General features: G+C 40.3%; 17 protein-coding genes. 9 read left to right on the forward strand and 8 right to left on the reverse strand.

Features of this window, described 5'->3' with window-relative positions:
• From GQO80_RS00980 to GQO80_RS01015, 8 genes are all read right to left on the reverse strand, one after another.
• Nucleotides 1–1,053, reverse strand: coding sequence for a CNNM domain-containing protein (locus tag GQO80_RS00980; RefSeq protein ID WP_157206332.1), 1,053 nt, complete (start codon nt 1,051–1,053; stop codon nt 1–3).
• A 135-nt stretch (nt 1,054–1,188) separates the two neighbouring features.
• Entirely contained in the window at nt 1,189–2,754 is a 1,566-nt protein-coding gene (locus tag GQO80_RS00985; protein WP_157206333.1) for a hypothetical protein, read from the reverse strand.
• Between the two features lie 111 nt (nt 2,755–2,865).
• Complete coding sequence (locus tag GQO80_RS00990; protein ID WP_157206334.1) at nt 2,866–3,762, reverse strand: aldose 1-epimerase; 897 nt, start codon at nt 3,760–3,762, stop codon at nt 2,866–2,868.
• Nucleotides 3,763–4,035: 273 nt separating this feature from the next.
• The gene (locus GQO80_RS00995) at nt 4,036–5,448 is read right to left on the reverse strand and encodes a purine-cytosine permease family protein (RefSeq protein ID WP_157206335.1); all 1,413 of its coding nucleotides are present in this window, start codon (nt 5,446–5,448) and stop codon (nt 4,036–4,038) included.
• A 274-nt stretch (nt 5,449–5,722) separates the two neighbouring features.
• Nucleotides 5,723–7,012: a class II aldolase/adducin family protein gene (locus GQO80_RS01000; protein ID WP_157206336.1), complete on the reverse strand. Its 1,290-nt coding sequence runs from the start codon at nt 7,010–7,012 to the stop codon at nt 5,723–5,725.
• A gap of 79 nt (nt 7,013–7,091) precedes the next feature.
• Nucleotides 7,092–8,465: an FGGY-family carbohydrate kinase gene (locus tag GQO80_RS01005; protein ID WP_232333089.1), complete on the reverse strand. Its 1,374-nt coding sequence runs from the start codon at nt 8,463–8,465 to the stop codon at nt 7,092–7,094.
• Between the two features lie 69 nt (nt 8,466–8,534).
• The gene (locus tag GQO80_RS01010; RefSeq protein ID WP_157206337.1) at nt 8,535–9,815 is read right to left on the reverse strand and encodes a sugar isomerase; all 1,281 of its coding nucleotides are present in this window, start codon (nt 9,813–9,815) and stop codon (nt 8,535–8,537) included.
• A 138-nt stretch (nt 9,816–9,953) separates the two neighbouring features.
• Nucleotides 9,954–12,059, reverse strand: a complete 2,106-nt coding sequence (locus tag GQO80_RS01015) for a bifunctional aldolase/short-chain dehydrogenase (protein WP_157206338.1) — start codon at nt 12,057–12,059, stop codon at nt 9,954–9,956.
• A 346-nt stretch (nt 12,060–12,405) separates the two neighbouring features.
• Between GQO80_RS01015 and GQO80_RS01020 the strand changes: the two genes are divergently transcribed.
• The 9 genes from GQO80_RS01020 (at nt 12,406) to nhaC (ending at nt 20,231) form a co-directional block, all read left to right on the forward strand.
• Nucleotides 12,406–13,143, forward strand: coding sequence for a (Fe-S)-binding protein (locus GQO80_RS01020; protein WP_157206339.1), 738 nt, complete (start codon nt 12,406–12,408; stop codon nt 13,141–13,143).
• A 2-nt stretch (nt 13,144–13,145) separates the two neighbouring features.
• The gene (locus GQO80_RS01025; RefSeq protein ID WP_157206340.1) at nt 13,146–14,516 is read left to right on the forward strand and encodes a lactate utilization protein B; all 1,371 of its coding nucleotides are present in this window, start codon (nt 13,146–13,148) and stop codon (nt 14,514–14,516) included.
• Entirely contained in the window at nt 14,506–15,090 is a 585-nt protein-coding gene (locus tag GQO80_RS01030) for a LutC/YkgG family protein (RefSeq protein WP_198037703.1), read from the forward strand. Before GQO80_RS01025 ends, GQO80_RS01030 begins: the two co-directional genes overlap by 11 nt.
• A gap of 56 nt (nt 15,091–15,146) precedes the next feature.
• Nucleotides 15,147–15,989 (forward strand): 5-dehydro-4-deoxy-D-glucuronate isomerase, encoded by an 843-nt coding sequence (gene kduI / locus GQO80_RS01035; RefSeq protein ID WP_157206342.1) that lies wholly within the window; start codon nt 15,147–15,149, stop codon nt 15,987–15,989.
• A 566-nt stretch (nt 15,990–16,555) separates the two neighbouring features.
• Nucleotides 16,556–17,227: a hypothetical protein gene (locus tag GQO80_RS01040; RefSeq protein ID WP_157206343.1), complete on the forward strand. Its 672-nt coding sequence runs from the start codon at nt 16,556–16,558 to the stop codon at nt 17,225–17,227.
• 47 nt (nt 17,228–17,274) lie between these two features.
• Nucleotides 17,275–17,577, forward strand: coding sequence for a hypothetical protein (locus GQO80_RS01045; protein ID WP_157206344.1), 303 nt, complete (start codon nt 17,275–17,277; stop codon nt 17,575–17,577).
• A gap of 151 nt (nt 17,578–17,728) precedes the next feature.
• Entirely contained in the window at nt 17,729–18,163 is a 435-nt protein-coding gene (locus tag GQO80_RS01050; RefSeq protein ID WP_157206345.1) for a DUF1801 domain-containing protein, read from the forward strand.
• Nucleotides 18,164–18,214: 51 nt separating this feature from the next.
• A complete protein-coding gene (locus GQO80_RS01055) occupies nt 18,215–18,604 on the forward strand; it encodes a hypothetical protein (protein ID WP_157206346.1) in 390 nt (129 codons plus the stop codon).
• Between the two features lie 136 nt (nt 18,605–18,740).
• Entirely contained in the window at nt 18,741–20,231 is a 1,491-nt protein-coding gene (gene nhaC / locus GQO80_RS01060; RefSeq protein WP_157206347.1) for a Na+/H+ antiporter NhaC, read from the forward strand.
• Nucleotides 20,232–20,807 lie beyond the last annotated feature (576 nt).

Raw genomic sequence — 20,807 nt, forward strand, 5'->3', positions numbered from 1 at the left:
TTATTCCTCATTTTTCAAAAGTTCGTATTTCTTTTGTCTTTCTTGCCACCGTTTTACGGCATATTGCTGCATGTCTTCAACCTTATCTTTTTCATCAACAATTTCAAAACCTAGCAGGGTTTCAATAATATCCTCAAGGGTGGTAATACCGTCCATACCGCCATATTCATCAACGACTAATGAAATATGTTCCTTTTTTTGCAGCAATTCTTCCCAAGCATCAAACAAGGTTATGTTTTTTGAAAACGTAACAATTTCACGCGTGATGTCCTTCAGTTTTAAATCAAATTGGTCTTCGGCTAATTTTTCAAATACCATTTCCCTAAAAACATAGCCCGTAATGTTATCCCTATTGCCTTGATATACTGGAATTCTGGAAAAGTGTAAAAACTCCTTATTCTTCAAAAATTCCTGAAGGGTCATTTCTTCATTGGCCGTAATAACTACAATTCGAGGCGTCATAACGGCCTTAATTTTCAAACTTTTTAGTTTAATCAGGTTTTGAATGATTTTATTTTCCTTATCGGCAAAAACACCTTCTTGCGCACCAATGCTTGCCAATGCCGAAATTTCTTCCCTGCTGGTTGTCATTTTCGATTTTTCCCTTGAAAGCATTTTTGTTAATATGGAAGAGAGCCAAACCAAAGGATAGATAATAAATATCATTCCTTTGATGATTTTTGAGGTAACGCCAATTAATTCCCTACAATAGTTTGCTCCTAACGTTTTAGGGATTATTTCTGTGAACACTAAAATGAGAATGGTTAAAATAGCCGAAACAATACCAAAATAGGCGTCGCCAAATACATGGGTAGCTTGGGCACCAACGCCTGCTGCACCTACTGTATGGGCCACTGTGTTTAGCGATAGGATGGCCGATAAGGGTTTGTCGATGTCTTCTTTAAGTGTTATCATGGCATCGGCGTTCTTGTCGCCCAATTCCGATTTTGATTTTAAAAATGAAATGGGTACAGATAGTAGTACGGCCTCCATGATGGAACACAAAAAGGAAACAAAAAGCGCAATGAAAAGATAAAAAAGTAAGAGTGTCATTTTAAGTTTTAAGTTATACCATAAAAATAATCGAATTCACTAATAAATTACAAAATTATGGCCATTAGTTTTTTTACTGACTGGTTTAAAGAGTAGGCCTGTTTTTTTAAAAAACGGTTCTTTAATTTTTACCTATCAATCTTCAACAGGAAAAACAATATGTTGATAGGCGCCTATATCGGGGGTCGTTGTTCGGTTTACATTTAAAATATCAAATGGAACTTGGTTTGCGAAGGTTTGAAGCGCCTTGTTGATGGCTGCCGATTTTTCGCCTATAATCAATTGGTTTAAGTTGGTGTTCTTAAAATAAGGGTCTTGGTTGAAAATGGTTCCTACATAGTGGTTGGTATCGTTCAAATCGTAATTGGGCCCTTTTAAGGTATTGTTGTTGGTATTATCAAACCGAATGAGGCAGTTGGTGAATTTAAAGTTAAAAACCACCGAGGCATCTTCAACTTCATCCAACAAAATCTCAGGATTGTCGTTTCCGTAGATGATACAGTTGTTAAAATTTGCTTGGGTTAAATCGGTTACTATGGCCGTATTGTTTTCATCGGTAATAAAATTGTTTAGCAACAAGGCCGGAAACTGCCTAGGCCCGTTCCAATAGTTGGCAATAGTGGCGTGCGTAACATTGTATTTTCCGCCAAAGGTACCTGCAAATGCCGCTTGTCCTGCGTTGTTAATCGCCACATTTTCAGCAGTTATCGAGGTGTTTCTGCCTAAAATGCCAAAACTGCTGTTGTTGTAAATTTGCGAATTGGTAATTTTTAATTTTTCGGTCGCTACATTGGGGTTGCCGTCGCATAAAATTCCTATGGAACCGTTTTTTATGGTAGCGTAGTTTATGGTATTGTTTAGGCTGCCGTCGAAAAACCAGATGGTGCCCCATTGTCCGGGAGTATCGGCAAAATCGGGCTCTAGGCGATCGCTTTCAAAAATTACCTCATTTTCTAAAAGTTTTTGGTCGCTGCTTAGGCTGCCGTTCACTTTTAAAGTGGCGCCTTCAGAAACCAACAATCCGGAATTTTCATGAAAATGGACGCGTGCACCGGCATTTATGGTTAAAGTCTTTCCGTTGGGCACCGCTGCAAAACCATATATAACATAGGGTTTTTCGTTGGTAAAGGTGAGCTCGCTAGGTAGTAATTCGCGCCCTAGAATATCGGTTTCAATTTGGTCGCCGTTTATGTCGAGCTTCAATGTTTCAATTACTTTGGTGGTATTATCACGATTTGGATAAATAAAAACCGCATCTTGCACCAAGGTAACAAGTTCTACTTTTTGAAGGTTGGTTCCTGCATCAAATTCAATTTGGTCGGTGTAAAGAAATCGGCCATCAGGGTTCGCAAAATTGTTGATATCAACCGTGGTCTCAACAAAAACATACAAACTGTCCTTAGCAAGTATTGGTATGTTTTCAAAAGTTTTTCCTGCAATGCCATCTACGTTCAATCGGTAATTGGAGCTGTTGCCCAAGGCCAAACGAATGGAAGGGATTAAAATATCCTTATTGCTTCGGTTATATACCTTTAAATTGTAGGTGCTGGAGCCAATATTGGTAAAAACGGTATCTAAATATACGGTGTCTTTAGAGAATTGGAGCGTGCCCGTGCTTGGTGAAAAATCAAAATCGTTGCGACACGAGCTCCAGAGCATTAAAAAACCAATGGTAACAATAACATAGATGTAACGATTCATTGAGTATGCAAGGTTTATGTGCCAATTAATGTTCAAAAATATAACTTTTGTGATTATCATTTAGCATATAATTGCTAAAATTGGTTTGAACGTTACTATTTTAAGATGAATTTAAAGAAGTTTTACCTCCCAACTTACAGTATAAACAGTATTTGGTTTTAAGGTTTGCAAGCCCATTTTATTATTAAAACTATTGGAAACGCCCGTTGTTGGCTCAATGGCTATGGTGTTTTTTTTAGGTGGCGTGTAAATTTGTAAAAAGTTTTCGGCGGAAGTTGCGCTTATTAAAAGTTTGTATTCTGGGGTGTTGAACTGGGTTTGGTTGGTGTTCAAAATAAAGCAATCGTCCAATTGTTTGTCCTTAACTTCAAAAACGCCTTCGTTTTTAATAGTTGCTGTTTCTTGGGTGATGCAACGGACGTCGAAAACCAATTTTTTATCACTATCAAAATTTAAAGTACTGTTATATAAGTCTTTACTATCAAAATAAGGATGCCAACCCACAGTAAATGGAAATGGTTTGGTATCGGTATTTTTAACTTCTACATGTATGTTCAACGCTTCGTTGGAAAGAATGTATTCCACTTGAAAGGTATAAGTATATGGAAACCCAGCAGATTCCTTGGTTTCAATATATTGTAGTTTTATGCAAGCAGAGGTTTCAGTGGTGTGTTGTTCAACGACCTGAAAAGTTTTGTTGTAAACCAAGCCATGTAAGGCATTGTTGTTACCGCTTTCGTTGATGGGGAATTGATACATTTTACCATCAAACTGATAAGTGCCGTCTTTTATTCTGTTGGCAAATGGGAACAGTAGGGAAGAGGCGTAGGTATTGGCGTAGGTTAAAGGCGACACATCGGTAATGATGCTTTTTCCGTTTAAAACCAATTCTTGTAAACTGGCACCCAGGGTGGTGTAAATTTTGGCAAACGTGGTGTTATTGGAATTTTCTATGCTAATGAATTCCTCGTGAAGAGAATTTTTTCTAACGTCTTTAATAGTAAACAAAACAAATTATTTTAAAAATTAATAGTATTACAAATATACACATGCCGCCTTAATTACTGTGGTAAATGGTTTTATATTTTTAGGGAACAAAACCAAAAAGCCCACAAACAAGCGGTTTATAGGCTTTTGATAAAGTAATTTTGAAACAATGTAACAAACATGGAAGTTACTAATGAACACAATAAATGGGTTTAAATCCTTTAAGATGTGTGAAATAACTGCCCCGAGCGTTTAAACTACAGATATAGTTAATAGTTTAGTTGCATGGTTATTCTATTTTATCTTTTGAAACTGTTTACTGAACACCAAAAACAACACCCCACACAATAACCAGGTTGGTAAGGTTACAAACGATAGAAAAATTTCAAATTTCAACGAAATAGTATAAAACAATCCAAAGCTAATGGCCCAGGCCAATAATACCGACTTGTTGAATTTGATACCCGAATATTCGGCATAATTTTTTATGATACCATATTTTTTATGAAAGAAATGTTCAAATACGATTACAGCCCCAACGGGTGCTAAAACAAAGCCGTAAAAAGCAACAAAATCCAATAATTTCATAGCAAATGCAGGAAAAAGTCCGGCTACGGTAGCCACAGTGCCCGCTATAATGGTTACCCAAAATGTGGATAGTTTTGGTACAATGGCCTGAAATGCCAATCCTGCCCTGTAAATGGTGGGGTTGGCGGTAGTCCATCCTGCTAACACAACCACCAAGATACCAAAAACACCTATTGCATTAAAGGCCAAGGGCCCCGGTGCTACCGATGGTGCTTCGCCATTGGATAATAGGGCTTGTGCTTCGGGCGATTTTAAATACACAGCGTATAACAATGCTGCGGCTATCCACGCCATATAATGCCCTACATACATTCCCGCAGCGGTGGTCCACCCAGAACTTGCCTTTTTTGCAAAACGGAAAACCGATAAGTCGGACATCCCAATGTGCATGGCTGCATTTGCAAACCACGACCAAATAACAACATGCCAGAAGGTATATTTTATTTGCCCTGGAAAAGGCTCACCACCTTCGCCCCAAATGTTCCAAAAATCGGAAAAACTAGAAACGCCCAATTGATTTAAAGCTACGATGCCACAGGCCAAAAAGCCAATAACTATTACGGGCGACATCCAATTGGCGGCCTTGGAAACCATGTCGTAACCACGAGCCGCAATAATGGATATAACGGCACCAATAGCCAAAACTATTACGACCCAAGTAACGCCATTGGGCATGGTATCGGTTAATTTTGGCATGGGCATATCAAACGGAATGCCCACAGCGGTAGCCGAAACGGTTATCATGGAACCTGCTAAAAAACAGAACAGGATACCGTTTGCCAGATTATAGCCCGTTACCAGGTTTTTGCCACATATTTTTTCAAGTTGGTAGTACAGCGTCAATCGGTTTTTTACGGCAATTTCAGCCGTTAGGAACCGCCATGAGAGTACTGCCAATAGGTTTCCTAAAAGCAAACCAATTATTAAATCGAAGGCACTTACGCCAGCGGTTAAAAACAAGGGGCCTATTACAAATTCGGTACCAGCGGCATGCTCGCCGGCATACATACCTAAAAAGCTTTTCCAACTTTTTAATTTTGATGGTGGCACGGGGGTTCTTTCAAATTCGCCTCCCGCAATGTTCTCTATTACGTCTTCTTCTTGGTGGTATTGGGTCATGGTGGTTTTTTTAGTTTAGTTATTAATTGATTTTGTTTTTTAAGTGTTTAATTCATCAGTTTTTATTTATGTTAGTGTATAACCCGTGTTTGAAGATATTCTTCCATTACGTGTTTGCCATTTACAACACCAATTAAAACCTAATAGTAAGGGTGGTTATAACTTCTATAACCGATGTTGCTGTTGAATTTACAAATTGGCCGTTAATGTATTGTTTATAATTTTTCATTTGCTTAATTTAAAAGGTTTCTGTTATTTGAATGGTGCCAAAGTGTTACGATAAAAACTTCTTCCTTAAATCCTCTACTTGGTCGTCGTTAATAGGCACCATGTCGCCTAAAGTGGTGCCCAACACAATGGATTTGGCGCTAAACTCTGCAACTTCCAGATAATCGAACGTTTGTAATAATTGGTTGCCGGTTATGATAACAGAATCATTTTCAATAATTAAAGCCGTAGTTGTGTTTTCGAAGATTTTTGAATTTGTGTTGGCCTTAAAATGGCTTCCGTAGGCAATAGAAGGGATATCTTGCAAAAATATCCAGCTTTCTGGGATGGTTCGCACGTTTAAATACGATTTTGTAACCCCAAACGCCATAAGGTAAGGCGATTGCGTCATGATGATGGAGTTTACCTTGGGGTTGCGCTTATAGATTTCCTGATGGATCCAGGTGGCCCTACTGGGTATTTTGCCCTTTTCCCTTTTTCCATCTTTTATTTGCACAATATCCTCAACACCCATTTCCCAACGGCTTACATTGGTTGGTGTAATTAAAAAGTCGTTGTCTTTCCAACGCATGGAAACCGTGCCGTAAGAGCTAATCATTAAGCCTTGTTCGCAAGAACGTTGCACGATTTTGCATATAGCCAAGCGTTTTTCAACTTCATCGGGCAAATGCTCGGTAGTTTCCATTTCAGGAAGTAGGTGGGTTGATTGCGTTTCGAATTCAAAAATCTGCTCGTCGGTTAAATAGTTGGGCGTGCCAATTTGCGACCCGTATAAAATGGTGCGGGCACAAAGTTCCATCATTTCAAAGCGTTCAAAGGCATCGGTTAAATCGATGCCGCCCAAAACGGTGCCATGGTTTTCCATTATGATGGCCTTGTAGCCTTTTTTAAATTCCTTGGCAATTACCTTTCCTAATTTTTCACTTCCGGGCAATTCGTATTTGGCGTAGCCTATGGGGCCACATACATGTTTTGCTTGTGAAATGATGTTGGTATTGGGTATTTTTCTAACAATACTGAAAGATACCAAGGCAGGTGGGTGTGCGTGGATAACCGATTTTATATCGGGGCGTTCTTCGTAAATGGCTTTGTGGAATGGGAACTCGGATGATGGTTTGTGTTTTCCTATAATGGTACCATCTTTTTTAACGCACACAATATCACTGGCGCGCAGGGAACCTTTATCAACCGCTGATGGGGTCACCCAAATATCGCCATTTTCATCAATAATGGAAATGTTTCCACCCGAAGTGGTGGTCATGCCGCGTTTGTAAATACGACTGATAATGCGGGTAATTTGGTCTCTTGGGTGTTCTAATTTAATGTTTTTTGACATTTTGTATAATTTAAAATATCAGTTTTAGGAAATCAATAAGAAGCGTGTTTTAAGAACGACGGTTCTTATTAAAATGTATTTAACTGATGATGAATGGAACATGTTTTTTTAATGAATAGTTCTTTTTAAGGAATTTTGAGTTTAATTTTTTATCGGATATTGAAATGGCGGCACCTAGGGCAGAACCCAACGAAGCATCGGTAGTGCTTAATTTTTTATCCCTAAAATGATGTGATAATAGTTTGATGAACAGGTCGTTATTGCTAAATCCACCGTCAATATAAATTCTTTTAATAGCATCTTCACCAATGGCATTTTTAATGCTTTTTAGTTGAAGCAGGACTAATTCGGTCATCAGTTGGTGGTAGGCATCTTCAAATTTGGTGTACGGAATTTTTGTTTCAGCCGGCATGTTTTCATCTGAAACACTTTCCCATTTAAACATGTATTCAAAATTCTTGTTGATTTTTAAATAGGTAGCGTAATCAAATTTCACATGGCGGTGATAATCTTCTGAAACACCAAAAAAGGCATGCAATTTATTAACCTGAATTTTGTACTCGTTGCCTAAAAACAAACGGGTTGCCTTAACCGGTTTTCCGTTGATGCGCATATAGTTGATGGCGTTTTCTGAAATGGGATGTTCGGTAAACGGGTTAAGCGTAATGCTCCACGTACCTGTTGAAACCAAGACGAATTTCTTTTTGATACTTCGCACGTAGGGCAACAAGGCCGCCGAACTATCGTGTATGCCCACGCCAATTTTGATGCGCTTGCCGTTATAGTTCATGTTGATACTGGTTTCGGTGGAAACGATGGGGGGCAAAATGGCGTTGATGTGTTCTTTATAAACCCAGTCGTGGTAATCTTTTTTGGTATAGTCCCAAAGTGCGGTGTGGCAACCAATGCTGGTAAATTCGCTTAACGGAATGCCCGTAAAAACATAACTGAGGTATTGGGGCAAGTGCAGGGCGTATTTTATCTTGCCATAAACTTCGGGTTTACGATGCTTTAGCCAATAGAGCTGCATGCCCGAATTTAGCATGCTTAAATCGTAGCAGCCTATGGTTTTAAGGAATTCATCCTTGGGGCCATAAGCGTCCAAAAACTCGGTTATTAAATTCTCATCCAGCGGTTTGGTGTAATTGTAAAGTGGGGTAAGTACCTTGCCATGTGCGTCTATATGCACAAAACTGGCGCCGTAGGTTGAAAAGTTAATGGCTTCCACGTTATATTCCGAGGCTTCCAAAATGCGGTTGAAAACCTCTTTGAGCCATTTTTGTAATGCGGGCAGGTTTTCGGTAGGGTGGCCATCTTCATCTTCTATTTCATCAAAAATGATGTATTCTTTATACACTTCCTTAAAATTCTCATCGAATAGAAAGAATTTCTTATTGGTTTTGCCAATATCAAAAACGGCGGTTACATTTAACATGGTTATTGAGTTACTCATTATTAAGTTATTGGGACTTTAAAATGGTGCCTCAATAACTTAATAACTGTTGAAATTCATTTTTTTAATTTACAATCCTGTTGCAACGGTATTTTTGCCGCGTTCCTTAATCAATTGGTTACGAACATCCAGTGCGCGATACGCTTGGATAGGGCTTAACGCACCGCCTTTGTCCAAACGGGCTTGCGCCAATAAGGGGCGCACATCGGTTCTGTAAGCATCCTGTAAAAGCTCTTGGCATGTTACCACATCGTTTTCAAGTTGTGCTGTTTTTAGTGCTTTTTGATCTACTAAAAGGGCCTTGGCATAGGCTTCCTGAATGGCTTCAAGCGATTGGATTAAATCTTCAAGCGGGTCTTTTACATTGTGGCTCGCATCGATCATCCACGCTAAATCGGGGTTTTGCGGGTTGTTTTGCATGCCATAAACCAATTCATTAAATATAAGGAATAGGGCATAAGGCTTGATACTTCCCACGGTTAAATCGTCGTCGCCATATTTGCTATCGTTAAAGTGGAAACCGCCCAATTTGCCTTTTAGCATTAAGATAGAAACAATTTGCTCGATATTGCTGTTGGGCAAATGATGGCCTAAATCGACCAGGGAAAACGCTTTTTCGCCGCAGGCATTGGCCAACATAAACGAGGTGCCCCAATCTTGAATAACGGTGCTGTAAAAGTTGGGCTCGTAAGGTTTGTACTCTATAAGCATGCTCCAATCACTTGGAAGGCCTTTGTAAATAGCCTTTAAGCTGTTTTCGGTATGCTGAAGTGCGGTTTGGAAGTTGTTCTGCCCGGGGAAGCAGGAACCATCTGCCAACCAAACGGTCAAGCTTTTGGAACCTAATTGATTCCCGATATTGATAACATCCAAGTTATGCTGAATAGCTTGCTGCCTAACGGCTTCATTGGTGTTGCTTAAAGAACCATATTTATAGCTTTCCTGAGCGTTTTTTTGGTCTTGGAAGGTGTTGGAGTTCACGGCATCAAATTTAATATTTAAACCCGATGCCAATTCTTTCACAGCTTTATAATCTTGTGGAATGTCCCACGGAATATGAAGTGAAACCGCGCCGGCCGTTTGCGTAAGGCTATGGATAAGGCCCACATCCTGTATTTTTTGCTCTAAACTGGAAGGTTCGCCATAAAACGAAAAACGCCCAAAGCGTGTGCCTCCGGCGCCTAATGCCCAACTGGGGATGGCCACTTGAAAGTCTTGTATTTTTTTGATGACCGCTTCAACGTTAACACCTTTGTTGGTGAGGCTATTGGTTAGGAAATCGATGTGTTCCTGATGCGATTTCAGCGCTTTTTTATTGGCGTCCTGAATGTGGTGCTGTTCTATTTTCATCTATATATGCTTATTGTTTTTTATGGTTAGGAGGCTGCTTCTTTGTATTTTGTTTTTTCCTTTAAAAAAACTCCCATATATAATTTAATATGCTATGGAAGTTTTTAAACAAACTAACTTAAAACTAACTCAAAATTTTTATCTAACAAATGCGTTTGCCATACCGCCATCAACATTGATGATGTTTCCTGTTGATTTATCCAAAATGCCCACAAAGGTAAACACGCCATTGGCAATATCGGCAGGGGTGATAATTTCGTTCAATAAATTGCGTTTTGCGTAAAAGGCAGGCAATTCCTCAACGGTAATGCCGTTAGCCTTGGCGCGTCCTTCGGCCCAGGCGCCTTCCCAAATTTTACTGCCCACTATTACGCCGTCGGGGTTTATGGTGTTTACGCGAACTTTGTCTTTTGCCAATTCCGCAGCCAATAAACGCACCATGTGCTGTTGTGCCGCTTTGGCAGTGCCATACGCCACATTGTTGGGGCCTGCAACCAAGCCGTTTTTACTGGCTATGGATATAAAATCGCCACCCAAACCTTGTTGGCGTGCTATGGCAGCAAATTGTTTGGCCAGGTCAAATTGCCCTTTTACCAAAATGTTCTGTAAAATATTCCAATCTTTATCGGTGGTATCTTCCAGTGCTTTCGATATGGCTAAACCGGCACTGTGCACCACTATATCAACGCCTCCAAATTCCAAGCAGGCCTTTTTATAAGCAGCAGCAATAGAATCGGTATCGGTAACATCGCAAACGGCATAAGTTGATACATCACGCTTATATGTGGCATGGGCATCTATCAGGCTTTGTTCGTTAATATCGGTTAGTACCACTACGACACCTTCCGCAGCCAGTTTATCGGCAATGGCCTTCCCAATGCCACCACCAGCACCGGTAACCAAGGCTACTTTGCGCGACAATGGTTTTTCTTTGGGCATTCTGGATAGTTTAGCTTCCTCCAGTAACCAATATTCTATATCAAAAGCTTCTTGCCGTGGTAAGGATGTGTAGGATGTAATGGCCTCTGCACCGCGCATCACGTTTATAGCGTTGATGTAAAACTCGCTGGCAACACGGGTGGTTTGTTTATCTTTTGAAAAACTAAACATGCCAACACCTGGGTAAATAATAATTACTGGGTTTGGGTCGCGCATGGCAGGACTGTTGCTTTTTTTACAGGTGTTGTAATAATCGGCGTATTCTTTTCTGTATTGTTCAAAAGCGGGCTCTAGTTTTGCTAAAACGGCTTTTGAATCTTCTAAATTTTCATTGGCATCTAGGGTAAGTACCAAAGGTTGGATTTTAGTGCGTAAAAAGTGGTCTGGACACGAGGTTCCCAAAGGTGCCAATCGTGCCAAATCGTTGCTGTTTATAAATTCCAAAACCACATCATCATCCGAGAAATGCCCAATCATCCTGTTTTCCGAAGAACATAAACCTCTCAACAAAGGCATCAGTTGTGCTGCTTTTTCCAATCGCGCTTCCTTGGGAAGACTTTGTGTTTTTTGGCCGCCAAAAACGCTTCCTTTTTCCTTTATTTTCTTTTCAATGTATTCCGAAGCCATTTCAATCACTTCCAAACTGTTCATATAACAGTCGTACGATGTATCGCCCCAGGTGAACAGGCCGTGGCTTCCCAAAACAATACCGCGAATACCTGGGTTGTCTGCCAAACATTTTTCAAGTTGCAAGCCTAAATCAAACCCCGGACGTTGCCAAGGCACCCACCCCATGGTGTCGCCCCAAATTTCCTTGGTTACTTGTTCGCTGTCTTTTGCAGCAGCTACGGCAATAAGGGCGTCGGGGTGCAAATGGTCAATATGCGCAAACGGCAAAAGGCCGTGAAGTGGCGTATCAATAGAGGGCGCTTTACTGTCCAAATCATAAATACAATGGTTAAAAAGCCCCACCATGCGGTCTTCATCGGCTAAACCACCATACACATTTTTTAAATCGCGTAGTCTTCCTGTATATAAACCAGCTATACCAGAACGGGTTAAGGTGCCTATATCGCCTCCAGAACCCTTTACCCACATCACTTCAACCTTTTCGTTGGTTAGGGGGTCTTTTTCAATGGTTTTGCAACTGGTATTGCCACCGCCATAATTGGTAATTCTTAAATCGGCTCCTAGTATGTTCGAACGGTATAAAAACAAGGCCACTTGGTCGTTACCCAAGGCTTCGGCCTTCGTTTCATCCCAAAGATAATCTACGTGTTTAAATGTTTTCTGTGTTGTATTCATTTTAAATATTAAATTTTATTGTAGCGAAATTAATTATTTATCCATGGCTTTCTATCCTGTACTGTACTGCAATTTAATTAAAAATAAAAAAAACTTTTAAATAAGGACTGCTACCGAAAATCTTTATGGGCTATAAATCAATAAAATAAACAAGCTTACCCCACGAAATTTAAAAATAGCAGTACAGTACAGGGCAGTTTTACTATAAGTTATGTGTAAATTTGCTATTTTATACAGAAAGATGTAACCGGCAATTTGCAGGACACTTTCCAAAATAATACTGGAATAAGTTGTTTTTGCTATAACGTAAAACCCTTTTTTAACCAGTCTCTTAAACCATTAACAGATGAAAGTAGGTTTATTTATACCTTGTTATATCAATCAATTATATCCGCAGGTAGGCATTGCCACGTTAGAGCTTTTAGAAAAACTGGGCGTTGAGGTGGTATATCCCATGGGGCAAACCTGTTGCGGACAACCCTTGGGCAATTCGGGTTACGAGGCCGATTCCAAAGGTGCTTGCCAACTGTTTGTTGAGCATTTTAAGGAATTCGATTATATTGTAGGCCCTTCGGGAAGTTGCGTGTACCACGTACAAAAACATTTCGATATTTTAGAACAAACCGAGGCCGTAAAACGGGTAAGGAGCAATATTTACGAGTTGTGTCAGTTTATCTACAACGTTTTGGGCAGAACCGATGTAGGCGCATCTTTCCCATACAAAGTGGGCATCCATAAAAGTTGCCACGGCCTGCGCGGTTTGCGTTTAGGTTCTTGTTCCGAGCGTATGGACCCGTATTTTTCAACCGAAGAAAACTTATTGAAAGCCGTTAAGGGCATCCAGTTACAAACCCTTAACAGGGTAGATGAATGTTGCGGTTTTGGCGGAACCTTCTCGGTTTTTGAGGAAGCCATTTCCGTAAAAATGGGCAACGATCGTATTCAAGACCATTTGGATAGCGATGTAGAAGTCATTACAGGGGCCGACCACTCCTGTTTGATGCATTTGGAAGGCCTGATAAACCGAAACAAACAACCATTACGGGTTATGCACATAGCCGAAATTTTAAATAGCAGCATTTAATTATGGCACACGCAGACGAAGCAGCAATTTTTAATAAAGACGAAGCAAAAGTAAACTGGCATGACAAAGCCTTGTGGTTTGTAAGGAACAAACGCGATAACGCGGCACATACCGTAAAAGGGTGGGAGGAACTGCGCAATTTAGCCTCGGGCATTAAGGCCAATGTGATGTCCAACCTCGATAATTACCTTATTCAATTTGAGGAAAACGCCCAGAAAAACGGCGTTACCATGCATTGGGCAGCCAATGCTGAAGAACACAACCAAATTGTACATGCTATTTTATTGAAGCACAAGGTTGAAAAAGTGGTAAAGAGCAAATCGATGCTTACCGAGGAATGTCATTTAAACCCCTATTTGGAAGCCCATGGCATTGAAGTGGTGGACACCGATTTGGGCGAGCGCATTGTACAATTTGCCCAAGAGCCACCGAGCCATATTGTGTTGCCTGCCATTCATAAAACAAAAGAAGAGGTTGATACCTTGTTCCAAAAACATTTGGGCACCAAACCCAGTAATGGCGACCCACAATATTTAACCAACGAAGCACGCAAACATTTACGCGATAAATTCCTAAAGGCCGATGCAGCCATTACGGGCGTTAATTTCGCTATTGCGGAAACAGGCGGTGTGGTGGTGTGTACCAATGAAGGCAATGCCGATATGGGCACGCACTTAGCCAACGTGCACATTGCGTGTATGGGTATGGAAAAAATCATTCCGCAGGAAAAACACTTGGGCGTTTTTCTTCGTTTATTGGCCAGAAGTGCCACGGGGCAACCTATAACCACCTATTCGTCGCATTTTAACAAGCCCGCACCTGGCACCGAAATGCACATCGTGATTGTGGATAACGGAAGAACCGAACAATTAAGTCGCGACGATTTTAGGGCGTCCTTGCATTGCATCCGTTGTGGTGCCTGCATGAATACCTGCCCCATTTACAGGCGTAGTGGCGGCCACAGCTATAACGCCACCATTCCGGGGCCCATTGGGTCTATCCTTTCACCGGGCATGGATTTAAAAAAACACAGTTCGTTGCCATTCGCATCCACATTATGTGGGTCGTGTTCAGATGTATGCCCCGTAAAAATCAACATCCACGAGCAGCTTTATAAATGGCGACAAATCATCACCAAGGAAGTGCCACAGCCCGTTGTTAAAAAATCCGTTTTAAAAATGGCCGGTAGCGTGCTTTCTAGTCCAAAGTTGTATGGTATCGCGGGTAAATCAGCACGGTTTATGTTGAAGTATGCACCGCGTTTCATAGTCTATTCAAAACTAAATGCCTGGGGCAAAGCACGGGAGTTGCCAGAAGTTAAGAATGGTAATTTTGATGAATGGTATAAAAAAAGACAAAAAAATGAGCAGTAGAGCATCTATTTTAAAAGCGGTTAAAACCAACAAACCTGCGTTAATCCCGTTGCCGGAAATTAATTTGGGATTTTTTGATGAAGACATAGATTTGGTTGAAACCTTTATAAAAAACGTACAATTTGTTGGCGGTCGCGCCTTTGTTTTGCAATCGGTTTCAGATATTGATACCCAAATAAAAAGCCTCTATCCGCATGCAAAACAAATTATTTCAACCGCAACGGCATCCCAATTAGGTACGGTTTCCATTTCAGAAGCCACCAACCCCCATATTTTGGAATCCATCGATTTGGCCATCATACATGGGGCGTTGGCCGTTGCCGAAAATGGTGCCGTGTGGATTGCCGAAAACGACATCGTTTTGCGCGTATTGCCATTTATTACCAACGATTTGGTGTTACTGGTTTCAAAAGAAACCATTCACCTGCACCTTCACAGTGCCTACGAAGCCATTGCTAAACGCGACCGCACTTTTGGGGTGTTTCTTTCGGGCCCTTCAAAAACCGCCGATATCGAGCAATGTTTAGTAATTGGGGCACAAGGAGCCGTTAGTTTAACCGTTTTAATTTTGTAACTTTGCACATATTGTGTTTAAGCACAACAAACCGTTAAATATTAAAATATAAAATTATGTCAACTACTTACCATTCGCGTTACGCCTCCAGTCCACAGGGCGTAAAAAGTTACGATACGGCGCAATTAAGAAATGAGTTTTTAATTGAAAACCTGTTTGAATCGGATAAAATAAACTTGGTTTATTCGCATTACGATAGGTTTATTACAGGAGGTGTTTTGCCCGTAAATAAGGCGGTTACCTTAGAAACCATCGACCCGTTGAAAGCGCCCTATTTTTTGGAACGCCGCGAGTTGGGCATCATCAACGTGGGCGATACGGGTACCGTAACCGTTGATGGCACCCAATATGTACTAAACCATAAAGAAGCCCTATACGTGGGCCAGGGCAATAAAGAAGTGGTGTTTGCAAGCAAGTCCAGCAGCAACCCTGCACGGTTTTATTTAAACTCAACACCTGCGCACAAAGCCTATCCCACTAAAAAAATAGGCACCGATGATGTGGAGGTTATTGAGTTAGGCGCGCCCGAAACCGCCAATGCCCGTACCCTAAGAAAATACATTGTAAACAGCGTGGTGGACGTGTGCCAACTGCAAATGGGCATGACCTCGATAAAAGTGGGCAGTAGCTGGAACACCATGCCTGCACACGTGCACGACCGAAGGATGGAAGTGTATTTCTATTTTGAAATTCCCGAAGGACAGGCCGTTTGCCATTTTATGGGGCAACCTACCGAAACCCGCCATATTTGGATGGGCAATAACCAAGCGGTTATTTCGCCACCATGGTCCATACATTCGGGCTCTGGCACCAGCAATTACTCTTTTATTTGGGGAATGGCAGGCGAGAACCTCGATTATGGCGATATGGATGTATGCAAAATACCCGAATTAAGGTAACAGCACCCACAACCCCTACACAAAAGCCCTTGAATGTTTTATTTTAAGGGCTTTTTTTTGTGGGTTGGCGCCCCCCGTTGTCCTACAAATGCCTACATGCCCTATTTACAATTTTAAAAGCTGTACCAAGGTTTGCACAGTAGCATTTTAAGTAGAAAAAAACAGCGTTTTATATGAATTTGGGTTGTTAGCAACTAAAGTACAAAGCCCATTATAAACCACCAAATAATGACACATATTGACACATAATGACACACATTGACACATATTGACACATCACCCTTAATATAGAGCAGTTTTGTTCGGGTTTTGTTCGGGTCTTGTTCGGCCTTTGGTAGGCTGTGTTTTTTTTAGATGGGGGTTTTGCCGAAGCATGCGCAAACAACACCCCAAACACAGCAACACCCGTAAGCATTTAGAAGCCTAAAAAATTATGGACTAGATGACGCTTTGTAAGAATATTATTTATTATATTCGTGAGGAATAAATGGGATGCGGGGGGGGGTAAAGGGAGTGTTAAAAATGAGCTTCAGTAAAAAAACTTTAAACAATTAAAATAAGTAAAAATGGCGATATTGAATCAATTTCAACAATATTCACAAGGAGAAAACACCGTAACTAACAACGTTCTTTTGATGCTTTCCAATTTGTACGAGATAAATCCTAAGTACTACGAAGAATACATAAAAGGGCTCACTGAAGATACTGATTTATACCAAGTAATACCGACTTTCAGACAACAAGTTGGAAATCGTGGAAACGGAATTATTGACGGACATATTCAAATAAAGGCCTCAAAGATTATTATCGAAACCAAACTACACGGCTTGGAATGGATTAATAAACTAGTAAAGTATTCAAAAAGCTTTGACCAGAATGAATACAAATTACTTATTCATCTAAGTTCAACGAGATATTCTGAGACAGAAATTGAAAAAATAGTGAATAGATTGAGTGAGTTTAAAGTGCTTGGAAAAATTAACTTTCAATCCGTAACATATCAAGACATGGTTGATCAATTGAAAGAACTTGCAAATAATTATCAGTTTGAGCATTATCTACAAAGACTTAATGAGCATTTTGAAAGTTACTGTCTAGGAATGGGGTTAATGCCAAAAAGTAACAATGTATTAAGAGCAATGGCTTGCGGACAATCTTACGACTTAAATGTTAAATATCAATTCTACTTCGATTTGGCATCACGGGGTTACAGTGACTTAGTGACTTTAAATTTTTAGGTATTTACAAATGGAAATCGGTTAGACATATTGGACTGGTTGCAAATATGATTCAAGCTGATTTGGACGAAAAAAATGGACTTATAGTAAAAAATTCAAAGTTTCCAGTTACCAAAGAACAAGAACAAAGACTAGTTGAAGCAATTAAGGAATCAGTTTCTGAAGGTTGGAAGGTAGCAAAAGACCATCGCTTTTTTCTGTTGACCGACTTTGTAAGTACAAACTTTAAAAAAACAAGTCCAGGTGGAATTTTCAGAGTTAGATTTTTTAATCTTGAAGATGTTTTGAGTGAAGTTCCAGACGACATAAAAATAATTGCCGAACAATTAAAAACTAAGACTTGGCAATAAAGACAGCACAGGATTGGCTAAAAGTAATGCTGTTTGATTAAAGTATGATAACATTAACACCAACCGAAAGACCGTTAAATGTAAAGGAAAGTACATTTCAATCTCTCAATACACTTAGTCACAAAACCTTAACTATCTCTAATCCCAAAACATGAAAAACACACAAACACCCTTAAAAACCTATCTGGATCAGCTTCCCGAAGATAGAAAAGAAGGCGTTACTAAATTACGGCAGGTAATAAGTGCGCACTTGCCCGCTGGGTTTACCGAAATTTTTAATAATGGCATTAGCTTTGTAGTGCCCCATAGCCTCTATCCAGAGGGTTACCATTGCCAACCCACCAACCCTTTGCCTTTTATAAGCATAGCTTCCCAAAAAAACGTTATCGCCTTATACCACATGGGCATGTATGCAAACCCAGAATTAAGTACTTGGTTTACGGCAGAATATCCAAAACACAGCAATGCAAAATTGGATATGGGCAAAAGTTGTATCCGTTTTAAAAAGCCTGAACACATTCCTATTGAACTTATCGGAACGCTTTGCTCGAAAATGACAACCCACGATTGGATAGCGCTGTACTAAGCTAGTTTTAAGCATAAAAACCAGTAACTAATTAAAACGGTTTTATTTTAAATGACCATACCCTACAAAAAAAAACATGTAATTACCACTCTTATTTTTGGCGTGGTTTGGCTAACCCTAGGCTTGTTGAACCTGAACTATAACGACGAAAATAGATGGTTTGATTATGGATACCTCGTTATTGGCCTATTGTATATGGTTTTGTATATTTATCAAAAACAGGTAAAATACCTAAGCATCAACCATGGTGTTTTAAAGTTACACGGGGATTTTGGGAAAAAAGTGGTTTTGGCAGATGTAAAAGTGATTAAAACCTTTGCCGGCGATTATATTTTAAAAACTGATGATAAAACGCTCACCATCAACACCCAAATAATAGACCCTCTGGCCTTAAAGGAACTGCAAATTGCATTGGAAGCATTAAACGTAACTTGGTGTTAAAGGGTATTTATTTGGCTTCTTTTTCATCATAAACCTGCACACGCATTTATTAAGTGGTGAACAATTAATAGGCTACCCATTTGCATACATTCCTGTAAAATCGTAACATTACAACCATAAACTACTTTTTTAAATTATGCAGAGCCAAGATATAAAGCCTACACTTCCAGAAAACGACCCCATTGTAAAAAATAAAGAACTTAATATTTGGGAAGCCTTAATACCGGTAGTGGCGTTGGTGGGCATGCTGGCCTATAATGTGCTTGTGTATGGCGATGAAGCCTTGAGTGGCTCCAACCAATTTATTTTGTTATTGGGTGGTGCTGTTGCTGCCGTTGTGGGCATTTTTAATAAAGTAACCTTCGAGCAGATGCTGGAGGAGGTTTCCGAGAATATTAAGTCCACCGCCGGGGCCATCCTTATTTTGTTGTTGGTGGGCGCGCTTTCGGGTACCTGGTTGGTTAGCGGCATCATCCCTACCATGATTTATTACGGGCTGCAAGTACTGAACCCCACTATTTTTTTACCGGCCTGCGTGGTTATTTGTGTGGTTATCTCGGTGGCCACGGGCAGTTCCTGGACCACTTCGGCAACCGTGGGTATTGCCTTAATTGGTATTGCCGATGCCTTGGGCGTGCCGTTGGGCATGACGGCAGGGGCGGTGCTATCGGGTGCTTATTTTGGCGACAAGATTTCCCCCATGAGCGATACCACCAATTTGGCGCCCGCCATGGCTGGCACCGATTTGTTTACCCACATTCGCTACATGCTATTAACCACCACACCAACCATCATCATCACTTTATTGGTATTTATTGTAATTGGTTTTAACCTTGAAACCCATGGTACTGCCGATACGCATGAGATTTTACAGGCAGTAAAAGCGTCCATAAACATCAGTCCGTGGTTATTTGTTGTACCCGTTTTGGTGATTTTTTTAATTGTGAAGAAAACACCGCCGTTGGTTGCTTTGTTGATAGGAACGCTTTTAGGTGGTGTGTTTGCGCTTCTGTTTCAACCGAGCATTATTACCGCTATTGGTGGCGGCACCACGTTGAATTTTGAAACGGGTTACAAAGGCATTATGAACGCCATTACGGTTGAAACTTCCATTCCTACAGATAATGAAGCACTAAAAGGTTTATTTACAGCAGGGGGTATGACCAAAATGTTGGGCACCATTTGGCTTATTTTGTGCGCCATGACTTTTGGCGGCATTATGGATGCCATTGGCGCACTGGCCACCATCAGCCGAAGTTTGTTAAAACTCTTCCACACCACCTTTGGGCTGTTTGCCAGTACCGTAGCCAGTTGTTTGGCCATAAACCTAACGGCGAGCGACCAGTATCTGTCAATAGTAGTGCCCGGGAAAATGTACGCCAAAGCCTTTAAGGACAAAGGATTGGCACCCGAAAACCTATCGCGAACATTGGAAGATAGCGGTACGGTAACCTCGGTGTTAGTTCCATGGAATACCTGTGGCGCATACCAAAGCAGTGTGTTGGGCGTTGATACGTTTCACTATGCGGGTTACGCCGTTTTCAATTGGTTGAGTCCGTTTATGACGCTTCTGTTTGCTGCTTTTCAAATAAAAATAAAGCAATTGAGGTTGGAGGTTGGAAGTTAGAGGTTGTATGGTTATTAAGTTATTGGGTTATTAAGTAAAAAGGCAAAAGTTAGAAGTTAAAAGTTAGAGGTTAGAGGTTAGAAGGTTATTAAGTTATTAAGTTATAAGGTTTGGTTGATTGCTAGTATTGTGGATTTAATTTTGGAAATTACTTAAGTTTTGAGGACACCCCTAAGGTCCCCTCGAGGGGACAATTTGTATTTAGGAAGTTAGAGGTTAGAGGTTAGAAGTTAAAAGGTTATTAAGTTATTGGGTTATTAAGTAAAAAGGCAAAAGTTAGAAGTTAAAAGTTAAAAGGTTATTAGGTTATAAGGTTTGGTTGTTTACTAGTATCGTGTGTTTAATTTTGGAAATTACTTAAGTTTTGAAGACACCCCTAAGGTCCCCTCGAGGGGACAATTTGTATTTAGGAGGTTAGAGTTAAAAGGTTATTAAGTTATTGGGTTATTGGGTTATTAAGTAAAAAGGCAAAAGTTAGAAGTTAAAAGTTAGAGGTTAGAGGTTAGAAGGTTATTAAGTTATTAAGTTATAAGGTTTGGTTGGTTGCTAGTATTGTGGATTTAATTTTGAATGTTA

The sequence above is a fragment of the Mariniflexile maritimum genome (assembly GCF_009746565.1).
GTDB lineage: Bacteria > Bacteroidota > Bacteroidia > Flavobacteriales > Flavobacteriaceae > Mariniflexile > Mariniflexile maritimum.

Coding starts and splice junctions, on each gene's coding strand:
- GQO80_RS00980 (WP_157206332.1), bottom strand. CDS start 1,053: ATGACACTCTTACTTTTTTATCTTTTCATTGCGCTTTTTGTTTCCTTT.
- GQO80_RS00985 (WP_157206333.1), bottom strand. CDS start 2,754: ATGAATCGTTACATCTATGTTATTGTTACCATTGGTTTTTTAATGCTC.
- GQO80_RS00995 (WP_157206335.1), bottom strand. CDS start 5,448: ATGACCCAATACCACCAAGAAGAAGACGTAATAGAGAACATTGCGGGA.
- GQO80_RS01000 (WP_157206336.1), bottom strand. CDS start 7,012: ATGTCAAAAAACATTAAATTAGAACACCCAAGAGACCAAATTACCCGC.
- GQO80_RS01005 (WP_232333089.1), bottom strand. CDS start 8,465: ATGAGTAACTCAATAACCATGTTAAATGTAACCGCCGTTTTTGATATT.
- GQO80_RS01010 (WP_157206337.1), bottom strand. CDS start 9,815: ATGAAAATAGAACAGCACCACATTCAGGACGCCAATAAAAAAGCGCTG.
- GQO80_RS01015 (WP_157206338.1), bottom strand. CDS start 12,059: ATGAATACAACACAGAAAACATTTAAACACGTAGATTATCTTTGGGAT.
- GQO80_RS01020 (WP_157206339.1), top strand. CDS start 12,406: ATGAAAGTAGGTTTATTTATACCTTGTTATATCAATCAATTATATCCG.
- GQO80_RS01025 (WP_157206340.1), top strand. CDS start 13,146: ATGGCACACGCAGACGAAGCAGCAATTTTTAATAAAGACGAAGCAAAA.
- GQO80_RS01030 (WP_198037703.1), top strand. CDS start 14,506: ATGAGCAGTAGAGCATCTATTTTAAAAGCGGTTAAAACCAACAAACCT.
- kduI (WP_157206342.1), top strand. CDS start 15,147: ATGTCAACTACTTACCATTCGCGTTACGCCTCCAGTCCACAGGGCGTA.
- GQO80_RS01040 (WP_157206343.1), top strand. CDS start 16,556: ATGGCGATATTGAATCAATTTCAACAATATTCACAAGGAGAAAACACC.
- GQO80_RS01045 (WP_157206344.1), top strand. CDS start 17,275: ATGATTCAAGCTGATTTGGACGAAAAAAATGGACTTATAGTAAAAAAT.
- GQO80_RS01050 (WP_157206345.1), top strand. CDS start 17,729: ATGAAAAACACACAAACACCCTTAAAAACCTATCTGGATCAGCTTCCC.
- GQO80_RS01055 (WP_157206346.1), top strand. CDS start 18,215: ATGACCATACCCTACAAAAAAAAACATGTAATTACCACTCTTATTTTT.
- nhaC (WP_157206347.1), top strand. CDS start 18,741: ATGCAGAGCCAAGATATAAAGCCTACACTTCCAGAAAACGACCCCATT.